Origin of the sequence: Rhodococcus sp. OK302, assembly GCF_002245895.1 — a bacterium.
In the GTDB taxonomy this organism is placed as follows: Bacteria; Actinomycetota; Actinomycetes; order Mycobacteriales; family Mycobacteriaceae; genus Rhodococcus_F.
Genome location: NZ_NPJZ01000001.1, coordinates 2,083,015 through 2,105,897 on the forward strand (window position 1 = coordinate 2,083,015; position 22,883 = coordinate 2,105,897).

At 61.3% G+C, this 22,883-nt stretch carries 24 protein-coding genes; 7 read left to right on the plus strand and 17 right to left on the minus strand.

The window, feature by feature from the left end; all coding sequences use genetic code 11:
* Positions 1-11 precede the first annotated feature (11 nt).
* The 4 genes from mgrA to BDB13_RS09710 are packed head-to-tail and all read right to left on the minus strand — an operon-like array spanning position 12 to position 3,719.
* On the minus strand, positions 12-1,043 hold the full coding sequence (gene mgrA / locus BDB13_RS09695) for an L-glyceraldehyde 3-phosphate reductase (RefSeq protein WP_094274808.1): 1,032 nt from the start codon (positions 1,041-1,043) through the stop codon (positions 12-14).
* Positions 1,044-1,059: 16 nt separating this feature from the next.
* Complete coding sequence (locus BDB13_RS09700; protein ID WP_094271450.1) at positions 1,060-2,403, minus strand: sensor histidine kinase; 1,344 nt, start codon at positions 2,401-2,403, stop codon at positions 1,060-1,062.
* Positions 2,400-3,104: a response regulator transcription factor gene (locus BDB13_RS09705; protein WP_094271451.1), complete on the minus strand. Its 705-nt coding sequence runs from the start codon at positions 3,102-3,104 to the stop codon at positions 2,400-2,402. The genes BDB13_RS09700 and BDB13_RS09705 overlap by 4 nt, the downstream gene beginning before the upstream one ends.
* Positions 3,105-3,143: 39 nt before the next feature.
* Entirely contained in the window at positions 3,144-3,719 is a 576-nt protein-coding gene (locus BDB13_RS09710; RefSeq protein WP_094271452.1) for a TetR/AcrR family transcriptional regulator, read from the minus strand.
* 91 nt (positions 3,720-3,810) lie between these two features.
* On the opposite strand from BDB13_RS09710, the gene BDB13_RS09715 reads away from it, so the two are divergent.
* Positions 3,811-4,806, plus strand: coding sequence for a hypothetical protein (locus BDB13_RS09715; RefSeq protein ID WP_094271453.1), 996 nt, complete (start codon positions 3,811-3,813; stop codon positions 4,804-4,806).
* A gap of 31 nt (positions 4,807-4,837) precedes the next feature.
* Positions 4,838-6,184, plus strand: coding sequence for a cryptochrome/photolyase family protein (locus BDB13_RS09720; protein WP_094271454.1), 1,347 nt, complete (start codon positions 4,838-4,840; stop codon positions 6,182-6,184).
* A 9-nt stretch (positions 6,185-6,193) separates the two neighbouring features.
* On the opposite strand, the gene BDB13_RS09725 is transcribed toward BDB13_RS09720, so the two are convergent.
* On the minus strand, positions 6,194-7,432 hold the full coding sequence (locus BDB13_RS09725) for an MFS transporter (RefSeq protein WP_094271455.1): 1,239 nt from the start codon (positions 7,430-7,432) through the stop codon (positions 6,194-6,196).
* A 108-nt stretch (positions 7,433-7,540) separates the two neighbouring features.
* Here BDB13_RS09725 and BDB13_RS09730 point away from each other — a divergent pair, with 108 nt between their 5' ends.
* On the plus strand, positions 7,541-8,119 hold the full coding sequence (locus BDB13_RS09730) for a TetR/AcrR family transcriptional regulator (RefSeq protein ID WP_094271456.1): 579 nt from the start codon (positions 7,541-7,543) through the stop codon (positions 8,117-8,119).
* On the opposite strand, the gene BDB13_RS09735 is transcribed toward BDB13_RS09730, so the two are convergent.
* Positions 8,116-8,700: a TetR/AcrR family transcriptional regulator gene (locus BDB13_RS09735; protein WP_094271457.1), complete on the minus strand. Its 585-nt coding sequence runs from the start codon at positions 8,698-8,700 to the stop codon at positions 8,116-8,118. The two genes, BDB13_RS09730 and BDB13_RS09735, sit on opposite strands and share 4 nt — an antisense overlap.
* A gap of 86 nt (positions 8,701-8,786) precedes the next feature.
* Between BDB13_RS09735 and BDB13_RS09740 the strand changes: the two genes are divergently transcribed.
* Positions 8,787-9,173: a DUF1304 domain-containing protein gene (locus BDB13_RS09740; RefSeq protein ID WP_094271458.1), complete on the plus strand. Its 387-nt coding sequence runs from the start codon at positions 8,787-8,789 to the stop codon at positions 9,171-9,173.
* A gap of 3 nt (positions 9,174-9,176) precedes the next feature.
* Here BDB13_RS09740 and BDB13_RS09745 read toward each other — a convergent pair whose 3' ends face one another.
* The 9 genes from BDB13_RS09745 to BDB13_RS09785 form a co-directional block, all read right to left on the minus strand.
* A complete protein-coding gene (locus BDB13_RS09745) occupies positions 9,177-9,689 on the minus strand; it encodes a hypothetical protein (RefSeq protein WP_094271459.1) in 513 nt (170 codons plus the stop codon).
* Positions 9,690-9,999: 310 nt separating this feature from the next.
* Positions 10,000-10,845, minus strand: a complete 846-nt coding sequence (locus tag BDB13_RS09750; protein ID WP_094271460.1) for a mycofactocin-coupled SDR family oxidoreductase — start codon at positions 10,843-10,845, stop codon at positions 10,000-10,002.
* A gap of 93 nt (positions 10,846-10,938) precedes the next feature.
* Entirely contained in the window at positions 10,939-12,873 is a 1,935-nt protein-coding gene (locus tag BDB13_RS09755) for a propionyl-CoA synthetase (protein ID WP_094271461.1), read from the minus strand.
* A 107-nt stretch (positions 12,874-12,980) separates the two neighbouring features.
* On the minus strand, positions 12,981-14,075 hold the full coding sequence (locus BDB13_RS09760; protein ID WP_094271462.1) for a hypothetical protein: 1,095 nt from the start codon (positions 14,073-14,075) through the stop codon (positions 12,981-12,983).
* A complete protein-coding gene (locus BDB13_RS09765; RefSeq protein ID WP_094271463.1) occupies positions 14,072-15,571 on the minus strand; it encodes an acetyl-coenzyme A carboxylase carboxyl transferase subunits beta/alpha in 1,500 nt (499 codons plus the stop codon). Before BDB13_RS09765 ends, BDB13_RS09760 begins: the two co-directional genes overlap by 4 nt.
* Before the next feature lie 55 nt (positions 15,572-15,626).
* Positions 15,627-16,820 (minus strand): ABC transporter permease, encoded by a 1,194-nt coding sequence (locus BDB13_RS09770; protein ID WP_094271464.1) that lies wholly within the window; start codon positions 16,818-16,820, stop codon positions 15,627-15,629.
* The gene (locus BDB13_RS09775; RefSeq protein ID WP_094271465.1) at positions 16,817-17,713 is read right to left on the minus strand and encodes an ABC transporter ATP-binding protein; all 897 of its coding nucleotides are present in this window, start codon (positions 17,711-17,713) and stop codon (positions 16,817-16,819) included. The genes BDB13_RS09770 and BDB13_RS09775 overlap by 4 nt, the downstream gene beginning before the upstream one ends.
* A gap of 54 nt (positions 17,714-17,767) precedes the next feature.
* Positions 17,768-18,301 carry a hypothetical protein gene (locus BDB13_RS09780; protein WP_094271466.1) on the minus strand — a complete coding sequence of 178 codons (534 nt, stop codon included), beginning with the start codon at positions 18,299-18,301 and terminating at the stop codon, positions 17,768-17,770.
* Positions 18,294-18,590, minus strand: coding sequence for a helix-turn-helix transcriptional regulator (locus BDB13_RS09785; RefSeq protein ID WP_094271467.1), 297 nt, complete (start codon positions 18,588-18,590; stop codon positions 18,294-18,296). The genes BDB13_RS09780 and BDB13_RS09785 overlap by 8 nt, the downstream gene beginning before the upstream one ends.
* Positions 18,591-18,710: 120 nt before the next feature.
* On the opposite strand from BDB13_RS09785, the gene BDB13_RS09790 reads away from it, so the two are divergent.
* The 3 genes from BDB13_RS09790 (at position 18,711) to BDB13_RS09800 (ending at position 20,208) form a co-directional block, all read left to right on the plus strand.
* Entirely contained in the window at positions 18,711-19,145 is a 435-nt protein-coding gene (locus BDB13_RS09790) for a hypothetical protein (RefSeq protein WP_254922775.1), read from the plus strand.
* Positions 19,146-19,221: 76 nt separating this feature from the next.
* Positions 19,222-19,635: a VOC family protein gene (locus BDB13_RS09795; RefSeq protein ID WP_094271468.1), complete on the plus strand. Its 414-nt coding sequence runs from the start codon at positions 19,222-19,224 to the stop codon at positions 19,633-19,635.
* Positions 19,636-20,208, plus strand: coding sequence for a TetR/AcrR family transcriptional regulator (locus BDB13_RS09800; RefSeq protein ID WP_094271469.1), 573 nt, complete (start codon positions 19,636-19,638; stop codon positions 20,206-20,208). It begins immediately after the preceding gene.
* Here BDB13_RS09800 and BDB13_RS09805 read toward each other — a convergent pair.
* Together BDB13_RS09805 and BDB13_RS09810 are read right to left on the minus strand one after the other, a co-directional pair.
* Entirely contained in the window at positions 20,201-21,040 is an 840-nt protein-coding gene (locus BDB13_RS09805) for an aldo/keto reductase (protein WP_094271470.1), read from the minus strand. The two genes, BDB13_RS09800 and BDB13_RS09805, sit on opposite strands and share 8 nt — an antisense overlap.
* Before the next feature lie 148 nt (positions 21,041-21,188).
* Complete coding sequence (locus tag BDB13_RS09810) at positions 21,189-22,820, minus strand: ABC-F family ATP-binding cassette domain-containing protein (RefSeq protein WP_094271471.1); 1,632 nt, start codon at positions 22,818-22,820, stop codon at positions 21,189-21,191.
* Between the last annotated feature and the right edge of the window lie 63 nt (positions 22,821-22,883).

Consider the following 22,883-nt stretch of genomic DNA (forward strand, 5'->3'; position numbering starts at 1 on the left):
ATTGTGATGGTTCAGATCGAACTGGCCTCCGCCCACAGATTGATGCCGCTGTCGCGGGCATGCTGATCGATGGAGGCCAGTTCGGCGGAACTGAACTCGAGGTTGTCCAGTGCGCCGACGTTCGACTCGAGTTGCGCGACGCTGGATGCCCCGATCAGCACCGAGGTGACACGCGGATCGCGCAATGCCCAACTCAACGCGAGTTGCGCCAACGATTGACCTCGACTTTTCGCGATAGCGTCCAAGGCGCGGATGTGTTCGAGTGCGTCGTCGCTGAGCCACGACGGATCCAATGATTTTCCCTGTGCTGCACGAGAATTCTCGGGTATCCCGTTCAGATATCTGTCCGTGAGCATCCCCTGCGCCAAGGGCGAGAACGCAATCACACCGACTCCGAGTTCGTCGACCGTACTCAGCAGATCCTGCTCGATCCAGCGGTTCAGCATCGAGTAACTCGGCTGGTGAATGAGTAGCGGAACGCCGGCCGCGTCAAGCAAGGCGGCGATGGCGCGGGTGCGCTGTGGAGAATACGAGCTGATCCCGGCGTACAGCGCTTTGCCCTGCTGGACGGCGCTGATGAGGGCTCCGGCAGTTTCTTCGATCGGCGTCTCCGCATCGGGGCGGTGGCTGTAGAAGATATCGACGTAGTCGATGCCCAGCCGGCCCAGCGACTGGTCGAGTGACGAGAGCAGATATTTGCGGGAGCCACCGAAACCGTAAGGGCCTGGCCACATGTCCCAGCCGGCCTTGGACGAGATGATCAACTCGTCACGATACGACGCGAAGTCCTCCCGCAGTATTCGTCCGAAGTTGGTTTCGGCACTGCCGTACGGCGGGCCGTAGTTGTTGGCCAGGTCGAAATGAGTGATACCGAGATCGAATGCGCGTCGTAGCACTGCTCGTTGGCGGTCGATCGGAACGTCGTCACCGAAGTTGTGCCACAGTCCCAGCGAAATAGCGGGTAGTTTCAATCCGCTTCGGCCGGTGCGACGGTAGGGCATGGTCTCGTAGCGATCAGGCTGCGCGACATAGGGTTCGGACATCGTTCCTACCTTGGGTTCAGTTCTGCGCGGGCGCATCTCGGAGTTCGACAGACAAACGTGCTCCGCCCAACGGGCTGTCGTGAAGCGAGGTGCTGCCGCCGTGGAGGAAGGCTTGCTGAGCGACCAGCGCCAGCCCCAGCCCTGAGCCGGATTTACCGGCAGTCGAGCCGCGGGTGAACCGCTCGAACACTGCCTCGCGCTCGCCTTCGGGAATGCCGGACCCGTTGTCGTCGATGGTGATGGTGAATGTCGCGGGCGGGCCGGGACGGCATCCCAGGGTGATCCGCACTTCGGTGGCGCCGCCATGCCGCACGGCATTGGTGATGGCATTGTCGAGGATCAACCGGATGCCACCCGGCAATGCGTGAATGCGGTAGGGCAGAGGCGAATCGGTGGTTTCGACACTCACCCGCAGATTCGGATGGAGGCGTTGCGCTTCGTCGGCGGCAATATCGCACACTTCGATCAGATCGGTGTCCTTGAAATCCTCGGCCGTGGACAACTCGCCCTTGGCTAGCCGCTCGAGGTCGCGCAATGTCGATTCCACTCGTCCTTGGGCGCGCGCGAGATCGACCAGAATTTCGTGTCTTTGTGACTGATCCAGATCATGGATGGACAGCACTTCGATGTCAGTGCGCATGGCCGTCAACGGCGTTCGGAGTTCGTGTGCTGCTGCCGAGGCGAAATCTCGAGCTGTGGCCAAAGCCGACGTCGTGGCTGCCTGTGCGCTGGCAACGTCCCTGAGCATCGATTCTGCGGCTGCCGCAAGCTCATCCGCTTCTCGAATGCCGGAGACCTGGGTGGCGAGGTCAGGGTCGCGTCGGGCGATCCGGCGTGTCAATTCAACGAGTGGACGCACTGCCGGTCCGCCGAACAGCCAGCCCAGCGCGGCCGCAGCGGCCACAGCACCCAGCCCGAACAATGCCACCTGCTTTTGCTGATCGACAGTGATGTCGCGGGCCTCCGCGTAGGGAACTGCCAGAGAGACAAGAGCATTGATTCCATCAGCTTCGGCGGTGTAGGCGCGATACATGGTTCCGTCAACCTCGACGGTTTCCGAACCCACCGGCAGAGCCGGGAGCCTGGTGGGGGTACTGGACATGACCTTGCCGTCAGTGTCGTTGCGGATGGTCACAGAGAACGCACCAGCATCGCCGAAAGCGCCGAGGAACGGACCTGCGGTGGCGGCGTTGGCCACGACAACCGTCGACGCGGTCTCGAGTCGACGATCCAACTGCGCGAGATTGTTTCGCGCGATCGCGAGTGCAACGACAACGCCGAGTGCAAGAACGATGAACGTCGCCCCCAGCGCTGCGGCGGCAGCGACGCGGATTCGCAGTGAGAAGCGCCGCCGCTTCACGGGTTCTCCCGAAGAACAAATCCGACGCCGCGGACGGTGTGGAGCAGGCGAGGCGATCCGCCGGACTCGAATTTTCGGCGAAGGTACCCGATGAACACGTCGACGACGTTGGTGTCCGCCACGAAGTCGTACCCCCACACGAGTTCGAGGAGGCGTTCGCGGGTCAGGACGATTCCCGAGTTGTGGGCCAGGACTTCGAGCAATTCGAATTCGCGCTTGGTCAGAGGTACTTCGTTGCCGTCGATGCGAACCCGTCGACCGGAGAGGTCGATGTCGAGGTTTCCGATGCGCAGGGTGTTAGTGCCTCCGGAGTGGTCGCCGGCAGGGGCGTTGCTCCGCCTCAGCATTGCGCGGACGCGCGCGACCAATTCGGCGAGGACAAACGGTTTGACCATGTAATCGTCGGCACCGGATTCCAGTCCGGCAATCCTGTCGTCGACGGAGTTTCTGGCGCTGAGCACGCAGATGGGTATCTCGTTGCCGGCCGCGCGCAATGCCGTCACCACACCGGTGCCGTCGAGGACGGGCATGTTGATATCGAGAACTACCGCGTCCGGGTGCTTGTTCGCGATCACTCGGAGGGCGTCTGCGCCGTCGACAGCGGTCAGGACCGAGAACCCCGAAAGGCGCAGCCCCCGTTCGAGCGAGGTGCGGACGTCGGGGTCGTCGTCGACCACGAGAATGAGCGGTGTGTCGGTCACCGTCCCATTGTGCCCTGCCAGGAATGGCAGTTTTGTTTATCAGATCGGCAAGTCGGTGCCGTCCGGTCGTAGGCCTGCCACGAATATGGCAACCAGCCGTGGAACGAGGTTCGGTATCGCCTCGTCCGACAGTTCGGGGTGGGGGCGGGTCAGCCGGGCCAGAGCCAGGACGAACTCGAAGGGGTGCAGGTCAGGCCGGACGAGTCCGGCGGATTGTGCGGCGCGGATTGCGGCGGTCATCTGAGTTTTGGTCAGTTCGCGGGCCTCGAGAACCTCCGGAGGGAACTCCGCGAAACTACGCTCGACCAGTGCCGGGATGAGCGCGCCCAACTTCAGCTCTACGAGTCGGTCCACCAAGCTCTGCCAGGCCAGACTCGGATCGGTTGGCATTCCCGCGAGTGCGGTTTCGGCGGCTTCTCGGGCGTCGGTGAGCGTCGCGACGGCAACGGCCGTCACCAGTTCCTCGCGCGTCGGAAAATTTCGGTAGAGCGTGGCGATGCCAACATGTGCGAGTTCGGCAACGGCGTCGAGCGGCGCGTCGTGCCCACGCTGTGTGAACACCGCGCGCGCGGCTCCGACTATCGCATTCCTGCGTTCGAGCGCATCGGCTCTCATTTCCACCTCCGGTATTGACAACCCATCATAACCGGAGGAATATCTTCCACAAGAGCCGGAGGGAAATCCTCCACTTATGAAGGGGTTATTCATGGAGACTGTCTCCGATCCGAAGGACGGCAAGAAGCTACTGGCCGTGGTGCTCGGCCTCTCCGCCGTCATCGGCCTCATGCTCCTGGCGTTTGTCTTGCCTTCGGTCAATAGTGGCGCGCACGAATTGAAGCTGGGAATCGCAGGTCCTGCTCCGGCGACGACGCAGATCACGGCGTCGCTAGGCGAGAACAAGCCTGGTGCATTCGCGTTCGACCAGTTCGCTGACGCTGACGCTGTTCGCGACGCAATCCGGAACCGGGAGGTGGTCGGCGGAATTGTCGTGGATGCGAATGGTCCACGAATGTTGATCGCTACCGCCGGAGGTGCACCCATTGCTCAAACACTGACCGGCGTGGCGAGTGCATTGTCTGAAGCTTCCGGGACCGAGGTGGTTGTCGAAGACGTAGTTCCTCTGACGAAGGACGACCCGGCCGGCGCAGGGCTCACCGCTCTCGCCTTGCCGCTCGTCTTCGGCGGCATGATGCCCGCTATCGTTCTGGTGCAACTGTTTCCGCGCAGTATCGGCAAGCGGGTGTCCGGCGCCGCCGGTATCGCGGTAGTCGCAGGCTTTGCCTTGACGGCCATCCTGCAGTTCGGTACCCACAGCCTGGACGGCAACTATGTCCTCACCTCATTGGCACTCGCACTGGGAATTTCCGCGATCTCCCTGACCATTCTGGGTCTCGAGTCCTTGCTGGGTATGAAGGGGTTCGGGCTCGGGGCCGTTCTGATGATGTTCGTGGCCAACCCGCTTTCCGGAATGGCAACCACGGGCGCGTGGCTGCCGGCAGGCTGGGGCGCCTTCGGGCAGCTGCTCCCGCCGGGTGCTGCTGGTGCTGCGGTTCGTTCTCTGGCGTTCTTCGACGGCCATGGTGCGGCGAAGCCAATTCTGGTGCTGGCGTGCTGGATTGCCGTCGGAATTACGCTGTGCGTGGTCGCAGGAATGAAGAAGGCTCCGTCCCCAGTGCCGGAGTCCGAGCCTGTCCTGGTCTAGTTGGTTCGGTGTGGTCGGTAGGCTTGGCGGAGTGGACAACTCCGTCGTCTGGTTTCGCCGTGACCTCCGGGTGAGCGACCTTCCCTCACTCCTGGCGGCAGCTGACGCCGGGGGAGAAGTGCTGGCGCTGTTCGTGCTCGATGAAAATTTGCTCGGGCCGGCGGGGGCGCCGCGTCAGGATCAGCTTTTTGCCAATCTGGCGGCGCTCGACCAGCAGCTCGGCGGACGGCTGACGGTGGTTCGCGGTGATCCGGTCGAGTTGGTGCCAGTTGCGGCGCGCTCGGTCGGGGCAACCGAGGTTCACATCAGCGCCGACTACGGACCGTACGGACGGCGGCGAGATGCGGCAGTGACGAGGCAGATAGATCTGATCGCGACGGGATCGCCCTACGCCGTTGCGCCGGGGCGCGTCACCAAAGCAGACGGCAATCCGTACAAGGTTTTCACGCCGTACTTCCGTCAGTGGATGGAACATGGCTGGCGTGGACCGGCTGCAACAGATGCGCAGACGGTGCGATGGCTCGATCCGGATGATCGCGATGGTGGCCCTGCGCGTGAGGGAATTCCCGCGGCGAACGGGAAGAATCTCTACCCGGCCGGTGAGGTCAGCGCGCTCGAACAGTGGAAAGACTACTGCGAGAACAGTCTTGATCGGTACGACGACGAACGCAACCGGCCCGACCTCGATACGACGAGCCGGATGTCGATCCCTTTGAAGTACGGCACCATTCATCCGCGAACCATGTTGGCCGATCTATCGAGACGTACCGGCGACGGACCCCAGGCCTATCGTCGGCAGTTGGCCTGGCGAGATTTCTACGCGGACATCCTGTTTCAGCGGCCGGACAGTGCGCGCGAAAACTACGACGCGAAGTTCGACCGTTTGCGCCACGACCGCGGTGCCGATTCGGACGTGGCATTTCAGGCATGGTGCGAGGGTAGGACAGGCTTTCCGATCGTCGACGCGGGGATGCGTCAACTGGCGACCGAGCATTGGATGCACAATCGTGTCCGAATGATTGTTGCGTCATTCCTGGTGAAGGACTTGCATATTCCGTGGTGGCGCGGTGCTCGCTACTTCATGGCGCATCTGGTGGACGGCGATCTGGCATCCAATCAGCATGGCTGGCAATGGACCGCCGGTTCGGGAACCGATGCGTCACCGTTCTTTCGGGTGTTCAACCCGACAACTCAGGGCGAGAAGTTCGATCCCGACGGCAACTACGTTCGGCGGTGGGTTCCCGAACTGCGGGGGATTCCGGGAAAGGCAGTGCATTCACCGAAAGCGATGCGCCCAGCCGACTATCCGGATCCGATCGTGGACCACGCCCTCGAGCGTGAGGAGGCGCTCCGGCGATACGGCGAGATCAAGGGCTGAGTGGGGCGACTACTCGATGACCGACGGCACCGACTTCTTCCGCTCGCCGGTGACCAAGAGTCCGATCAGTGCCACTGCCGCCAAGGCCATGACAAGTGCGCCGTAGCTGCGGGTGGTGTCGACCAAACCGATCTTGCCGACGAGATAGCCCGCGAGCAATGCCGGAAGGCTGTTGGCGAGGTAAGCGATGACGTACACGGTGGACAGAAGGCCGGCGCGTTGGTGGTTGTCGGCGAGTGGCATAACGGTGAGAATCGTGCCTTGGAAACCGGCCCCGAATCCGATGCCCGCGATCGCAGTTCCGGCAAAAATTGCCACGGTGGAAGAGATTTCGGCACCCAAAAGTGTGATTCCGACGCCCAGAATCAACGTGGTGGTGCCGATCAACATGACCGTGCGGCCGCCGAGATTGCGGAACGTGAGCACAGCGGCGGCACCGAATCCGGTGAGAGTGGCGACCATGACCGCGCCGATCAGCGAGCTGTGGACGTCAAGTGCGTTGCGCGCCAAGGCTGGTCCGAGTGAGAGGTAAAAACCACCCAGTGCCCAGACTGCAATCAAGCACGGTGCGGTCAGAGCGATCATCGTGCGCGCCTCCCGTGGAACGGAGAGGGCGGGCCGCATGGATTTCCAGGCACCGGGGCGTCCACCGGAGGTTTCGGGAGCAGCCCAGACTCCGAGGATCTCGAGTATGACGATGACGAGGAGGACAAGATAGACAGTGCTGGTGGGGCGCGGGAGATGTTCGGTGATGAGGCTGGAACCCACGGCGCCGACGGCCAGGCCAACCGTCGGAGCAACACTGTTGATGACGGAGCCCCGTCCCGGTGTGCGTTCGAGGTCGATGAGGGCAGAACCCAGTGTGCTGATGGCAGCGCCGGTCGCGATGCCTTGTATGACGCGGGCAATCAGCAACATTGTCAAGCCGTCGGCCGACGCGAAGAGAACCAACGAAAATGCTTCGAGGACAAGGGCTCCGAGGAGGACTGGCCTGCGGCCGATGTGGTCGGACAGCGACCCGGCCGTAAGTAGCGTCGCGAGCAGTGCCAGAGCATAGATGCCGAAGACGAGCGTCGATCCAAGCGAGGAGAACCCCCACAGTTGCTGGTAATGCTCATACAGAGGGGTCGGAGTAGCGGACGCGCCGAGGAAGGTAGCGATGATGACTGCGATGAGCGTGAACGTGGCGCCACGGCCGAGTCGGGGCCGTGTGGCGCCCACAGTCTTCTGTAGAACGGTTGTTGTCATCGCGTGGCGCTTTCGGTACGACTAAGGGATCAAACGCAAATTCTTTGCTTTTAGAACGGTACGCCCAGCCCTGGCTTAACGCAATATCTTTGCGTTAGTATCGGATCCATGACTCCGACCACAGGTCCGCGCCCTGGTGGCCGCAGCGCACGCATTCAACAGGCCGTGCGCGCGTCTGCTCGTGCGCTGTTGGAGCGGCATGAGCGGGCCGAGATCACGGTGCCCATGATTGCGAGTGATGCGGGTGTCACTCCGTCTACGATCTACCGGCGCTGGGGCGACATCAACGAGGTCTTTGCCGACGTATCGATCGAACAGTTGCGTCCCGACGCTCCGCCACGTGAGACCGGTTCGCTGCGTGGAGATTTGACGGCCTGGTCGCAGGAGTACCTCGAGGAGATGTCGACGCCGGTGGGGCGTGCCGCGCTTCGCGATGTGCTGATGAGCGACGATCACGCTCTCGCGTCCGAGGGTACGAAGAAGTTCAAATGTGCGTATTTCTGTCGTACCCAGATCGACGTGATACTTGCGCGCTGGCCCGAAGCTTCTGCGGTGGATGGTGATTCGGTGGTGGACCACGTTGTCGCACCGATTGTCTACCGCATATTGTTCGACCTCGAACCACTGTCCCCGTTACGGGTTTCCGAGTTGGTGGATCAGGTTCTGGCGTCGAAGGTTTCGGTTTAGCTCTGCCACTCGTTGGTTGTTCGGCGCGCAGTATCGAGAATGGCGATTGCCTGCAGGGTGTCCACTCGGGCGAGGATCAGTGCGCTTATCTTGCAGGACAACAGAATTCGAGTCCGATCATCGAGTGTGAGGGCCGGTGCATCGGGAAATATCGCGATCAATCCGGACCGGAGTGCGTCGGAGAGTTCTCGGCGATAATTGCGGACCACTTCGGCGAGTGCGTCGTCATGTGCGCCCATGCCGGTCGCTGTGTTCAGAAGCAGGCATCCGCGACGTGGTGATTCCGGCGTCATGGCGGCGATGGCAACGCTCAGCGAGTAGAGGTATTTATCGATGGCGTCGACGCCCGGGTTTTCGGTCAGTCCTCGCAGGCGTGGACGTATGACGTAATCGAGGTACATCGTGACGGCGGCATCGAAGAGGCCGCGCTTGTTGCCGAAGGAGTTGTAGAGGCTGGACCGGCTCAGGCCGGTTGCTGTCTCGAGGTCGGTAAGTGACACGCCCTCGTATCCGTGGGACCAAAATACGTCGAGAGCTGCGGCAACGACGGTCTTGGTATCGAATTCCTGTGATCGGCCCATCGAACTCAACCCTTTCTGTATCGTCCGATCCAGTATATATTGAACTGACCGATACAAAATTCATTCGCACCCTCAGGAGCCCACTGATGAACGTTGCCGGCTACATCTTCGCGGCGCTCGCAGCCGTTGTACATGTGTACATTTTTGTCCTCGAATCGATCCTCTGGACGGCACCGAAGACTCGGGCGACATTCGGTGTGAAGTCCGAGGAAGAAGCGCTCACCACAAAGCCGCTGGCCTTCAACCAGGGCTTTTACAACCTCTTCCTGGCCATTGTCTCGGTGATAGGCATCGTGATCGCGGCAACGGGTTCTGCATCAGTCGGAATCGCGCTTGTATTGGCCGGCACGGGTTCGATGGTTGCGGCCGGCCTCGTCCTGATCCTCTCCTCGCCGGACAAAGCCCGCGCAGCGGTCGTGCAGATGTTTTTCCCGGCTATCGCAGTGATCTTGCTGGTGATTCACCTGCTTTGAGGGCTACTGCGGAGTGCCGAGTATCAGGGATTCGAATAGCGCTACGGCCCCGTTCAGTGCTCCACAATCGAACGCCTCGGCCAGCGCGTATCCGATGACGAGTTCGTTGCGACTCGGCGTTGTCGTCCAGACTGCGTCCGTGCGCCGAGGATCCGTCTCCTCGTCCTTCGAGAACAATGCAAGACGATCCCCGTCGCGAGTGAAGGCACTGTTTGCGTCGTCGACGGGGACCAACGTCAGTGTTGATCCGTCGACGACAGCAGACACGGAGTACGAGCGACGTGACAAAACGCCCTTGCCCACCTCGAGCTTCACAGTGTCGCCGTCGAGCGCGAGCGACAGTTCGGACTGGGTGCGGGTACCGATCGGAATACCCTCACGGTGTGGGGAGCTGACTGTGCGAGTCAGGGTCGCGCAGGAACCTCCGTTGCGGACTTCTACGACGCCCATTTCGGGGTCGAACAGGACGTCGACATCCCCATGAATCGGATCGGACACGGTGTAACTGACGGACATGACGCGTTCCCCCTGTATTGAGCGATTTCTGTTGATCGTAGGTGATGAGAGGCTTGCCGCGATTGTCTGAATCTGAAAAAATACTGCCGTTTGACGCGCGGTTTCGCGAAAATGGATCTATTGTGGGTCTTGGGTTTGTTGCGCATCCCACACATGAGTTTCCTACTTCAGACGAGGAGCGCCTATGAGGTTGCCGACTACTTGTTCTGTTGCTACGAAGGCTTGATCAAGCCGAGAATTGCTTCTGCCGGATGGTGCTCGAGACCCATCCGGCAGCGGCAATTTTTTTGTGTCCCGAACCCTCCTGCGTTTATCCGCCGGCGAACTTCTCGGACGTTCCCAGATCGACTGGCAGTGCGATTCCTGTGATTCCCCGTCCCGCCGGCCCCACCAGATAAAACACCGCATCGGCGATCACGTCGGGTTCCACCCACGGGTGCGGCAGCAAGTTCAGCTTCGACATGATGGGCGCAGTGTCTTCCAGAACCGGATTTTCCAGGTCCGGTCGGAATCCTCGGACCATCGGTTCGTTGTCGATCATCGTGGTGCGTACGTTGCCGGGGTGAACGGAGTTGACGCGGATGTCGGCCCAACCGAGTTCGTTGGCCAGTGACTTCGCCAATCCGCGGACGGCATGTTTGGAAGCCGAGTAATGGACGATGCCCGGCACGCCGCGCAACCCTGCCATCGAGCTGATCAGCACGATGGATCCGCCGCGGTTGCCGTTCATGATGTGGGGGATCGATACCTTGGTGGTCAACCAGACCCCGGTGACGTTGATGTCCATCAGTTCGCGAAACTCTTCGGGGCTGAGATCCCACGACAGTTTCGCGGACGCGGCGATGCCGGCGTTCGCGATGACGATGTCGAGACGCCCGAACTTCTCGACGCCGGCGTCGACTGCCTCCTTCAGAGCGTCAAGATCACGGGTGTCGGCGACCGAGGCAGAAATGCGTCGGCCCTGGGCCTCGACCAGCTTCACGGTCTGGGCCAGATCCGATTCGGTCGCCATGTCGTATCCGGCTGTGGCAACAGGCGCGCAGAGATCCACCGCGATGATGTCTGCGCCTTCCGAAGCAAGCTTGACTGCATGCGCGCGGCCTTGACCGCGTGCTGCTCCGGTGATGAACGCTACCTGTCCGTCCAAAGTGCCCATGTAACTTCCCCTACCCGATTGAAGTACTGAAATCGCAGAACATCCTCATACTGCGTGCTCATGCTGGATCGGGTAGGGGAATCGTGAAAATTGCTATCCGCGAAGAAGTTTCGTCAGATCATCCAGAACGGACATGTCTTCGATAGTCGACGGTACGGTGTACTCCTCGTTGTCCGCGATCTGACGCATCGTCTTGCGCAGGATCTTGCCGGATCGAGTTTTCGGGAGCGCCTGCACGACGGTCACGTCGCGGAACGTGGCAACGGCACCGATTTGATCGCGGACCCGGGCTACCAGTTCTTTCTGGAGCGTTTCGGGATCGATGTCGACGCCGGACTTGAGGACGACATAGCCGCTGGGCCGCTGTCCTTTGAGTTCGTCGTGGATGCCGATGACCGCGCACTCTGCGACGGCCGGGTGACCGGCAAGAACTGCTTCCATGCTTCCGGTTGAAAGGCGGTGTCCGGCAACGTTGATCACGTCGTCGCTGCGGCCGAGAACAAACACGTAGTTGTCCTCGTCGATGTAGCCCGAGTCGCCGGTGAGGTAGTAGCCGTCGAAGGTGGAGAGGTACGACTTGACGTACCGATCGTCGTCGCGCCACAGTCCGGCGAGGGTTCCGGGAGGTAGCGGCAGGCCGATGACTATGTTGCCCTCGGTGCCCGCTCCGACGAGTTCGCCTTTGCCGTCGACGATTTCGACGCGATAGCCGGGGCAGGCGACGGTGGGGGAGCCGGCCTTGATCTCCATGGGTTCGAGACCGCGGAGGTTGGCACAGATCGCCCAACCGGTTTCGGTCTGCCACCAGTGGTCGACGACGGGACGATCCAGGACACGTGTCGCCCACTCGTAGGTGTCGGGATCGAGGCGCTCCCCGGCGGCGAACAACGTGTCCAGGGACGAGATATCGTACTTCGCAAGTTCTTCCGCATTGGGATCCATCTTGCGGACAGCGCGAATTGCCGTCGGGGCAGTGAACAAAGCCGATACTTTGTAGTCGGAAATGATGCGCCAGAAAGCGCCGGCATCCGGGGTTCCGACGGGCTTGCCCTCGTACATGACACTGGTTGCGCCCGCGAACAAGGGGCCGTAGACGATGTAGGAGTGGCCGACCACCCAGCCGACATCGGAAGCAGTCCACCAGACTTGACCGGGTTCGATGTTGTACAGATTCTTCATCGTCCACGTGAGCGCCACCGCGTGTCCGCCGTTGTCACGAACAACGCCCTTGGGCTTACCGGTGGTGCCCGAGGTATAGAGGATGTAGAGCGGATCCGTCGCAGCAACGGAGACCGGAGCGGCTGGAGTGGCGTCGGCGATCAACTCGTCCCAGTCGAACCACGCTGCGCCACTGGACTTGTAGTCGGCAGCGGAGCCGGGAATCTGTTCACGATTTTTCACGATGACGGTGTGCGCCGGAGTGGCGGAAAGCTGCAGAGCCTTCTCGACCATCGGCAGGTATTCGATGGTGCGCCCGGGTTCGAGGCCGCCCGACGCCGTCACCAGCACCACCGGGCCGGCGTCGTCGATACGCGTTGCGAGTTCCTTGGCGGCAAAACCGCCGAACACCACGGAGTGCACCGCGCCGATACGCGCGCAGGCCAGCATGGCAATCGCAGCCTCGGGGATCATCGGCATGTAGATGATGACGCGGTCTCCGGCAACGACGCCCTGATCGCGCAGAACGCCGGCGAACAGTGAAACTTGCTCGAGCAGTTCGGAGTACGTGTACGAGGTCTTGGTCGGAACCATCGCCGAATCGAAGATGAGCGCTGTCTGGTCTCCGCGTCCGTCGCGTACGTGGCGATCAAGAGCATTGAAGCTCGTGTTCAGCGAAGCATCCGGGAACCAGCGGTAGACGGGCGCTGCGGAGTCGTCGAGAGCTTTGGTGGGGGCAACATCCCAATCCACAGCGCGAGCCGCATCGAGCCAGAATTGCTCCGGCTGCTCCATACTCTCGCGATACGCGTCGGCATAGGTGGTGTGGGCCGTCTGCTCGCGCTCGCTCATCGACGTGGGTCCTCTCATGACCTTCTGGTACGGCTGACTTGTTGCACTTTACTCGAGGGCCGCGAAATTAGGACGCCAGAAGCCGGCAGCCCACTCTTGTGCGCTGGGCGGACCGGATCTGTCGGTCAGTGACGCACTTCGAGGCTGCGATCAGTCGCAGCTTCTGCTGCTGCCTCCTCGGTTCGGATGGTGACACGCAGAACGGCCAGCATGAAGAGCGACAGTACAAAGCCGGTGAGCGCTCCGAATTGATCTTGCGTGAACAGATACACCTGAGTCACAAGGAGGCTGATGACGATCGATGCCCGGAGCAGTCGCAGGGCTCGCAGGTAGCGGTTGCGGAACAGGAACCACACGCCCAGAATCACCAGGATCGTCGATGTAGCGGTCGATAGGAGAACAACAAGATCCGAGACGTCCTCGGCTACGATTTCCACTTTTGTGAACAGTGCGATCACGGCGGTGGCTATCGAACCCAGTGCTTCCACGATAAAAAGCGCCAACACGATTCGACGGACAATGCGATGTCCGAGGACTGCGTCGAGGCGAGTGGAGACGGAATTTCGCCAATTGGTGAGCCGCGATTCGACGCCGTCACCGGTCGGGGTGTGCGAGTGCAGTCCGGTCTTGATCGACCCGGCCAGATCCGCGAGTTCGGGATCTTGTATTCCGTCGAGAACGCGCAAAGCGTGGTGGTAATGAACTTTGTCCAACTGCCCGAGCGCCAGGTCTGACAACGCTCGTGCACCGATGGCAAGTCGATGTCGGTCGTTCATCCCCCGCCGGATCACGATTTCGCGTGCTATCAGGTAAAACAGAACGAAGACGACGTACATGATTGCGATTGCAGGTTGGTAGAAGTAGTTGACGTCGGAGGTGACAAACTTTCCCACCTCGTCGATAAACAGGCCGAATCCGATGCCGCCGATCAGTGAGGCGCGAGCACGGATCCGGCTCCCTTCCGTGATGGCAGTCATGACAATGGCGACAGCCATCAGCAGTCCACCCCAGAGGACATGCGCGACGTGCAGTCCGCCGCCGCCGATCTGGGGGTATCCCATGGCAGCGAGGTATCCGCGGGTGACGAGTACCGTTGCTACCGAAGCAAAAAGAAACACTTCGAATCGTGCGAGCGCTGCGCGGTCGTAGTTGTGCGGCAGTGTCTTCACAGCGCTCGTCTTCTGGTCCGTTGCCTGCGGGGTCGTCGGTCTCGGCGTCATCGGGGTACTCCCAAATTTCGATAGCGAGCGATCCGCGCAGTGGTCCTGTCGACGGTGGTTTCTTCGGTCAGGCATGCGAGTTCGTGCGCGATAGCTGCTCCGACGCGTTTGGAGAACTCGACAGGCTCATCGGCTGCATCGGGCATTTCGGGAATAATAGCGTCGACGATGCCGTCGCGGAGAAGATCCGACGATCGAATTCCTTGAGCCGCGGCCATTTCGGGGGCATGCGTGATGTCGCGGTGCACGATGGCGCTGGCACCCTCGGGAGGGAGCGGTGCGAGCCAACCGTTCTGCGCGGCGAGAACGCGATCGGCCGGCAGCAGCGCCAGCGCGCCACCGCCGGTGCCTTGGCCGAGAATTACCGACACGGTCGAGGTTTTCAACATCACGAGATCCGCGATGCAGCGGGCGATTTCAGGAGCCAGCCCGCGCTCTTCGGCTTCCTTGGACAAGGAAGCCCCGAGTGTGTCGATGACAAGAACGAGCGGAAGTTGAAGTTCTTCCGCCAGTTTCATGCCGCGCCTGGCCTCGCGCAGGGCTGCCGGGCCCATGGTGTTGAGCGCAGATTGACCACTTCGATCCTGCCCGAGCAGGATGCAGGGGTAGCCGCGAAAACGGGCAAGCGAGAGCAGGATCGTCTTGTCGGTCTCGCCTTGTCCGGTGCCGCTGAGCGGCACCTGTTCGGTGGCGGCATGACGCAGCAGTTGCCGGATTCCGGGACGGTCCGAACGCCGCGAGAGCATCACCGATTGCCAGGCCGGTACGTCCGGGATTTCGGGGACTACGGCCGGATCGGCGAGGTGCGGCGCTGGGGGATCGGTGAGTACGCACAGTGCTCGATTGACCAACAGGCGCAAGCGATCGACGGGAACGACACCGTCGATGACACCGTTGCGATACAGGTTCTCGGATGTCTGGATGCCGTCGGGAAACTTCTCGCCGTAAAGAGCCTCGTACACGCGTGGCCCGAGAAAGCCCACGAGCGCACCGGGTTCCGCAATGGTGATGTGGCCCAATGAACCCCAGGACGCAAAGACTCCGCCGGTAGTGGGGTTGCGTAGGTACACGAGATAGGGGAGATGAGCGCCCTTGTGGACGGCGACTGCCGCCGCGATCTTGACCATCTGCACGAAGGCGACTGTGCCTTCCTGCATTCGGGTTCCGCCGGATGTGGGCGAGGCGAGGAGCGGAAGTTGCTGCGCCGTGGCACGTTCGACAGCCGAGACGATTCGTTCTGCAGCCGCGACACCGATGGAACCGGCGAGAAAGCTGAAATCGCAGGCGATTACCGCTACCCGACGCCCCCGAACGGTGCCGACGCCGGTCATGACCGACTCGTCGGCACCGCTCTTCGCTCGGGCGCTGGCGAGGTCTGCTGCATATTCGGGCCCCGGATGGACATCGAGTGGCTCGGTATCCCAGGAGTCGAAGCTCCCGGGATCAAGCACGTGAGTCAGTAGTTCCTGGGCCGAGATACGCACAGCACCCTCCATTTTCGGCGATTACTTCGTCCCGGACGAACCTACCGGCCTTCGACGGGCAGCGCGATCAGCGCCCGAAGGCCTCCTTCCAGGAGACAACCTTGCCGACACGAAGGATGGAGCGCTGGTAGATCTTTGCCGCGATGATCGAGAAAATCACGGTGACCGTGAGCATGAGGACAATCGTTCCGACAATCTGGAACGGCGTCGCAACTCCGGCGGCGATGCGCAGGGGCATGAGGATGGCCGAGAAGGGGGGGATCCAACTCAGTACGTTGCTCAACGTTCCTTCCGGATTTCCTATCGACATGCTGGCAATACCGAACATTGCGACGATGAGAATGACCAGCGGCGCGGCTGTTGCGTTGACATCCTCCTGCCGCGAAACCATGGAACCTGCTGCGGCATAAAGGACAGCGAAGAATGCGAAACCCAGGATGAACCAGCCGACTGTGCCGATCAGAACACCGATCGCGGTACCGGTCACTGTCAACATTCCGGTGGCCAGGCCGGTGCCCACCCCGGCGATGGCATAGGCGGCGAGCTGGAGCAAGCCGACTGCGCCGATCCCGATGACCTTGCCCCACAACAGCTGCAGCGGGCGAAGAGTCGAGAGGAGGAGTTCGACGACGCGGCTGGACTTCTCCTCGACAACACCCATCGCAACGTACGTTCCGAACAACATGATCTGCATGTACAGCAGGGCGACAGCGGCGATCGAGAGCGCAATGCGTTGTCCCTGTTCGGGATCCGGCGGATCCAGCGTTTCCAGGGTGACCTTCGCGGCCGCAGTGGTCGCTGCGAGTTGCGCGGGGTCGACTCCCGCAGCGGTCAGTGCCTCCGACTGCGCTTGCCCGGCCACGGAACCTTCGATGATGGCTCGGAGGTTGGTGGTGATCTCCTTGTTGGTGATGACGGTCGCGCCGCCGTTGGCGGAAGGGATGACGGCAACATCGAGGTCACCGTCCTGCACACGGGTGCGGGCGGTCGCTTCGTCGCTGACTTCCGTGACCTCGACGCCGGTGCCGATGGCTTCGCCATTGCTGACAAGAGTGGCTGAAAGCGACTGGCTGCCAACCAGACCGATCTTCGACTTATCCTCGTCGCCCCCGGAGAACAAGGAGAAGGCGATGATGCCGCCGACAATAGCGATCAAAATGATGATGTTGCTGATCAGAAAGCTCTTCTTGGCAATCTGGGTGGTGAATTCGCGCTTGGCGACCAAACCTATGGCGCGGGTACCGCTTAGCGGAGTGCTCACGCTGAAACCACCTCTCGGAACAAGTCGGTCAGGGAGGGCCGATGACGGGTGAATTCATGCACCGGACCGGTTTTCAGGGCGGCGTGCAGAATCTGCTGGTCGTCGGCGGCATTGTCGACACTCAGAATTGTGCGTCCGTCGCGGTGGCTGACCGTGCTGACACCGATGAGATGATCAGCCCAGCCGGGTGGGGCGTCGGGTGCAAGGATCTCGAGTTGCGTGTTGCCTTTGCCTCGAAGTTCGTCGACTGTTCCGACCTCGCGCATACTGCCACGGCTGATGATGCCGACGCGGTCGCTGAGGCGCTCCACGAGTTCGAGTTGGTGACTCGAGAAAATGACCGGTACGCCGGTGCGGGCCTTCTCCACCAGTACGTCGCTCATGACATCGACGGCAACCGGGTCGAGACCCGAGAACGGTTCGTCGAGAACAAGTACCGCTGGATCGTGCACCAGAGCAGCGGCGAGCTGAACTCGCTGCTGGTTGCCTAGCGAGAGCGAATCGACAGTGTCCTTGGCTCTGTCGGCGATACCGAGGCGCTCGGTCCAGAAGGTGGTTGCCGTTCGGGCATCTGCCTTCGAAAGGCCGTGCAGCTCGGCAAGATAGGCGAGCTGGGCGCCCACCTTCATCTTGGGATAGAGGCCACGCTCCTCGGGCATATATCCGATAGTGCGTCGTACGTCGAGGTCCACGGGATTGCCGCCGAGACGTACTTCCCCCGAATCTGCTGCGAGGACACCGAGGGCGATGCGCATCGTCGTGGTCTTGCCGGCGCCGTTACTGCCGACAAACCCGAAGATCTCGCCGGGGCGCACTTCGAAGCTGAGATTGTCGAGCGCTACGACGTCGCCGTAGCGCTTCGAGATTCCGTCGATTGTCAGGGTTGAGGCCATGATTCCTTCTCATCGGTCGGGTGTTGCTCTTACGTGGTGCAGGCGGGGGTACGGCTAGTCGGTGTCGCCAGGTTCCGGATCCGGCTGGGTCCAGGCGAGGATCATTGCCGGTGTGCATGCGCCGATCAGCATCGCGGTGATTGCAAGCAGTCCTCCTGTATACGGAAGTTTCTCTACATTCCAACCCACCGACGAGGTAAAAATCAGGAATATCGCGACAAAGAACACCAACGATTGGGTCACGGTCAATGCAATGGAGCGAGCATTGTTGCGTTGCTGGATTTCCCATTCGTCCAGGGCTTGCCTCGGAGCGTCACCTTGGCGTCCCGAAACTACTTGCAACGACGTGAACAGTGCCATGAACACAATGGTGATCACGGGCCATACCAGCGCGACCATGGTGTTGAACAGGCATGCGACGGCCACTGCGATCATCACGATGAACACGAGGCTGAGCGCCCGCACCAGAACGCGTCGTCGGCGGCGAGTTCTCCAGGTGGGCAACCAGCGTTTGAACACTTCCTCGTTCTGCATGAACCGTCGAGTGCGGTGAGCCTGGTAGCGATCGATCAGATTTGTTTCAGACACCTGGCTTTTCACTCCCCTCGGGATAGTGGTCGGGTCGGTAGACCTCTGTGGACAGAGGGCTGAACTCTGTACGAGAGAACACTGCTTCGACCGGGAGATCGAAAACATCGGAGATCCGAAATGCGAGGTCCAGGCTGGGATAGTGGTCGCCGCGTTCGAGTACACCGACTGTCTGTGGATTGACGTCGACAAGTTGTGCGAGCTGGATCCGACTCATCTTTCGCTCGGCGCGAAGCACCGCGATTCGATTGAAGATGGGGAGTGAGTCTCCCCGGCGGACTGGGCTCATCTATCAAAGTGTTGTAAAAACACAACAGTTTGTCAATGTTCGTCACTGTGCAGCGTGTCCGGTTTCCATCCTGGAGGGGTCGACCGCGTTAGGCTTCGCCAAACCGAAAGGGGCAAGCCGGTGGTTGCCGAAAAGTTGGTTGTCGAGAAGTTGGTGCTCGAGAAGTCCCGTGTTGCCGTATCCATTCGCAGCGACGGTAGTTACAGCGTGGCGCCTGCGTCGCGCGCCGAAATCTGGCACGACCGCCTGGAAAAGGGTGCCGTCATCGGCATCGGCGAACACACTCCCGGTGACGTCGAGGGCGAATCCTGGTGGGTTGTCTACGGACAGTCCGACGCCGGAGCTGATGTGACGGTTCGGCTCGAAGACGGCTCGCATGTCCAGGTCCAGCGGATCGGCGACATCTTTGTCAGTGAGTGGGTGAGTCTGCCGCAACGGGCGTTGCTGTATCGATCGGATCGTCCGGTGGAATCTCAGCCGACCAATCTGTCGGTACTGTTTGCGCGTCCGCGATTCATGCCCAAGGCGCCGTTTCCCGAGAATGATCGTTTGTAGTCGGCGTGGTCGTCTGATTTTTTGGGCGATCAAACCCATCCTAGATTTGTTACGGTACGTACTGTACCGTTTTGGTATGACAGCGTGGCCTGACAATCTGGCGGTCGTACAAGTGCGAGTCGCCCGCCCCACCGACAAGCTGGAAGAAGTGATTGCGTTCTATCGTGATTGCCTCGGACTTCGCGAGCTGTATCGATTTTCCGGGCACGCCGGCTTCGACGGCATCATGCTCGGGCTACCCGACGCGACCTACCATCTCGAGTTCACTGCTCACGTCGACGGAAGTCCGTGCCCCGCACCTAGTGCCGACAATCTCCTGGTTCTGTACTTCGCCGGGGAGACTGCAATGTACGAGGTTGTGCAGCGACTTGGCGAGGCTGGACATGAGCCCGTCGAATCCGAGAATCCTTACTGGGCGGAGAATGCGGGAATGACTTTCGAAGATCCCGACGGATGGCGACTGGTGCTCATGCCGAGGCCGGTGCTGTAGATGGTTCGCAATCGCGACGAGCGAATTGACGACGCCGTTCTTTCTGCGACTCTGGAGTTGTTGGGGGAGAAGGGGTATGGCGAGCTTTCCATCGGGTCGGTAGCAACGAGGGCCGGGGTGCATCGCCCGGCGATCTACCGACGTTGGCCGTCGAAGCGGCATTTGGTTGTGGATGTGGTTGTCGCACAGGTCGGTACGCAGCCGACGCCCAATACCGGCGATCTCAGAGCGGATCTGGTCGCCGGTATCTCGACGTTGGTTGTCGGCCTGCGCGATACTGTCGTGGGTGCCGTTCTGCCGGCGTTGGTTGCAGACCTGGCGTCAGATCCGGAATTGGCCCGCGATTTCCAGGCGAACTTTTTTCAGCCGCGACGCAATTCGACTGCAGCAGTGTTGGAATCGGCTCGCGCTCGCGGTGAGATACGCGACGACTTCGACCTGGATTTTGTTCTCGATGCATTGGCGGCGCCCATCTATTACCGGGCCCTGTTCCGCCATCTGCCGTTGGACGAACTACTCGCCGAGCAATCGGTCGACTCGGTACTGCTGACGCTGGCTCGCCCGGTCAGTTGAGTTCGAGCGGGTTCGGTCCGACGCGAGAGTCTGTGTTGAGGCCGGCGATCGCGGCCGAATCTTCTGCGGTGAGCGCGAAGTCGAAGATGTCGGCGTTGTCGCGCATGCGCGTCGGGGTCACTGATTTCGACAGGACGGTGTGTCCCTGCTCGATGTGCCAGCGGAGGATGATCTGAGCCACGGACTTGCCGTGTGCCGCAGCGATCTTGGCGATTGTCGGATCGTCGAGGATGGTTCCCTGGCCCAGCGGGCTCCAGGCTTCGATCTCGATGCCGCGAGAGCGGCCGTACTCGCGTGACGTGTGCTGCTGGAGCCTTGGGTGTAGCTCGATCTGATTGACGGCCGGCGTGATCGAACTGTGCTGGGCCAGCAGGTCGAGGTGTTCCGGCAAGAAGTTGGAGACACCGATCGCACGGGCACGGCCGGAGGCGAGGATCTTCTCGAATGCCGCCCAGGTCTCGACAAAGAGGCCCTTTTTCGGGGCGGGCCAATGGATCAGGTACAGGTCCACGTAGTCCAGGCCGAGCTTGCCCAGGCTGGCGTCGAAAGCTGCAAGTGAGCTGTCATGGCCTTGGTCGTCGTTCCACAATTTTGTGGTGACAAACAGTTCCTGCCGCGGGATAGTCGAAGCCGCGATGGCGCGGCCGACGCCGGATTCGTTTCCGTAGATTGCGGCGGTGTCGATGTGGCGGTAGCCGATGTCGAGGGCTTCGCCGGTTACGTCCTCGGTCTGTGAGTCCGGAACCTGGAAGACGCCGTACCCGAGTTGAGGGATGGTGATCGGCTCGCCGGTTGTTCCGTGCGTGAGCGTGTTTTCGGGGATCGACAACATTTCTGGGGTGCCTTTCTCGGAGAGGCGGGCCGACGGCTTTGTGTGCAACCGACCACCTATGGCGCGCATGCAACTATTGCGTGCGCCTCATAAATAGTTGCACACGCGTGATGTCTGCGCAAGCGCGCGAATTATTCGACCCGGTTGGTCACTCCTCGAACAGTTGCCCGCCATCCATGCGCCAACGACGGGTGCTGCGCGTGGAACTGAGCATGCGGCGATCGTGGGTGACAAGCAGAAGGGTGCCCTCGAACGATTCCATCGCCTGCTCGAGTTGTTCGATTGCCGGTAGATCGAGGTGATTGGTGGGTTCGTCGAGGACCAGAAGGTTCACGCCGCGCGCCTGAAGCAAAGCCAGTGCTGCTCTGGTTCTTTCGCCGGGAGACAAAGACTGCGCCGACCGCAGTACGTGGTGCCCGCGCAGGCCGAATTTTGCGAGCAACGTCCGGACATCAGCATCCGGCCACTCCGGAACCTGAGCGCCGAAAGCCTCGACCACCGGCTGATCGCCCTCGAAAAGGCCACGGGCCTGGTCGATTTCGCCGATCGCCACACCAGATCCGAGGGATGCGATGCCCTCGTCCGGAGCGAGCTTTCCCAGAAGTACATTCAGCAGTGTCGTCTTGCCGGCGCCGTTTGCGCCGGTAATCAGGATGCGATCGCCCCAATCGATTTGTGTGGTGACGGGTCCGAAAGTGAAGGATCCGCGGGTTACCTTGGCGCCGTTGGTGGTTGCCACCACCGAGCCGGAACGCGGGGCCGCCGCGATCTCCATTCGCAGATCCCATTCCTTGCGGGGCTCTTCCACAACTTCGAGCCGCTCGATACGACGCTGCGTCTGACGGGCCTTGGCCGCTTGCTTTTCCGTCGATTCGGTACGCAGTCCGCGGCCGATCTTGTCGTTGTCCTTCGCTTTACGACGCGCATTGCGGACGCCGTGTTCCATCCAGTTGCGCTGCATCTGCGCGCGATCTTCGAGATCGGAGCGGGTGCCCGCGTACTCCTCGAACGCTTCACGGGCGTGCTGGCGAGCAATCTCACGCTCGGCGAGGTATGACTCGTAGCCGCCGTCGTACACCGCGATGTTCTGTTGCGCCAGATCGAGTTCCACGATTCCGGTGACGGTGCGCGAGAGAAATTCACGGTCGTGGCTGACCACCACGAGTGCGGCACGGGTTTCGTCGACAAAGCGCTCGAGTTGTTCGAGTCCCCGCAGATCGAGATCGTTGGTGGGCTCGTCGAGCAGCAGGATGTCGTAGCGCGAGAGCAACAGTGAGGCGAGTCCGGCGCGAGCAGCCTGGCCACCGGAGAGCGCAGTCATGTGGGCGTCGAGGGGAACACCCAGGCCCAGTTCGTCGACAACCTTTTCGGCGCGCTCGAGCAGATCGGCGCCGCCGAACGTCAGCCACCGCTCGAGTGCGGGGGAATACAGATCTTCTTCGGAATCGGCCAGGGTTTCGGCAGCCGCATTCATGACCTCTTCGGCATGCGCGACCCCAGTGCGTCGACCCAGGAACTCGAGGACGGTTTCGCCTTCGATGCGGTCCGGTTCCTGGGCGAGATAGCCGACAGCAGCGTCGGGTGGGCTCAGGGTGATCGAACCCTCCACATCCGCAGTCCCGGTTCCGGCGAGCGCGGTCAAGAGCGTCGACTTGCCCGCGCCGTTGGCACCGACGAGGCCGATGACATCGCCGGGAGCGATGGTGAGATCAAGATCGGAGAACAGGGTGCGTTCTCCCCGGGAAGCTGAGAGTCCGCTGATGCGCAGTGTTGCAGTCACCCGTCAAGTATCCCCTGTGCTGTGCGCCTTTATTAACCGCGGGCGGGTGATAAAGGCGCACAG

Bases quoted from the DNA above. Each gene is read 5' to 3' on its own strand.
- mgrA (WP_094274808.1), bottom strand. From the start codon at position 1,043: ATGTCCGAACCCTATGTCGCGCAGCCTGATCGCTACGAGACCATGCCC.
- BDB13_RS09710 (WP_094271452.1), bottom strand. From the start codon at position 3,719: ATGAGAGCCGATGCGCTCGAACGCAGGAATGCGATAGTCGGAGCCGCG.
- BDB13_RS09715 (WP_094271453.1), top strand. From the start codon at position 3,811: ATGGAGACTGTCTCCGATCCGAAGGACGGCAAGAAGCTACTGGCCGTG.
- BDB13_RS09725 (WP_094271455.1), bottom strand. From the start codon at position 7,432: ATGACAACAACCGTTCTACAGAAGACTGTGGGCGCCACACGGCCCCGA.
- BDB13_RS09730 (WP_094271456.1), top strand. From the start codon at position 7,541: ATGACTCCGACCACAGGTCCGCGCCCTGGTGGCCGCAGCGCACGCATT.
- BDB13_RS09735 (WP_094271457.1), bottom strand. From the start codon at position 8,700: ATGGGCCGATCACAGGAATTCGATACCAAGACCGTCGTTGCCGCAGCT.
- BDB13_RS09740 (WP_094271458.1), top strand. From the start codon at position 8,787: ATGAACGTTGCCGGCTACATCTTCGCGGCGCTCGCAGCCGTTGTACAT.
- BDB13_RS09745 (WP_094271459.1), bottom strand. From the start codon at position 9,689: ATGTCCGTCAGTTACACCGTGTCCGATCCGATTCATGGGGATGTCGAC.
- BDB13_RS09750 (WP_094271460.1), bottom strand. From the start codon at position 10,845: ATGGGCACTTTGGACGGACAGGTAGCGTTCATCACCGGAGCAGCACGC.
- BDB13_RS09755 (WP_094271461.1), bottom strand. From the start codon at position 12,873: ATGAGAGGACCCACGTCGATGAGCGAGCGCGAGCAGACGGCCCACACC.
- BDB13_RS09760 (WP_094271462.1), bottom strand. From the start codon at position 14,075: ATGACGCCGAGACCGACGACCCCGCAGGCAACGGACCAGAAGACGAGC.
- BDB13_RS09765 (WP_094271463.1), bottom strand. From the start codon at position 15,571: ATGGAGGGTGCTGTGCGTATCTCGGCCCAGGAACTACTGACTCACGTG.
- BDB13_RS09775 (WP_094271465.1), bottom strand. From the start codon at position 17,713: ATGGCCTCAACCCTGACAATCGACGGAATCTCGAAGCGCTACGGCGAC.
- BDB13_RS09785 (WP_094271467.1), bottom strand. From the start codon at position 18,590: ATGAGCCCAGTCCGCCGGGGAGACTCACTCCCCATCTTCAATCGAATC.
- BDB13_RS09795 (WP_094271468.1), top strand. From the start codon at position 19,222: ATGACAGCGTGGCCTGACAATCTGGCGGTCGTACAAGTGCGAGTCGCC.
- BDB13_RS09800 (WP_094271469.1), top strand. From the start codon at position 19,636: ATGGTTCGCAATCGCGACGAGCGAATTGACGACGCCGTTCTTTCTGCG.
- BDB13_RS09805 (WP_094271470.1), bottom strand. From the start codon at position 21,040: ATGTTGTCGATCCCCGAAAACACGCTCACGCACGGAACAACCGGCGAG.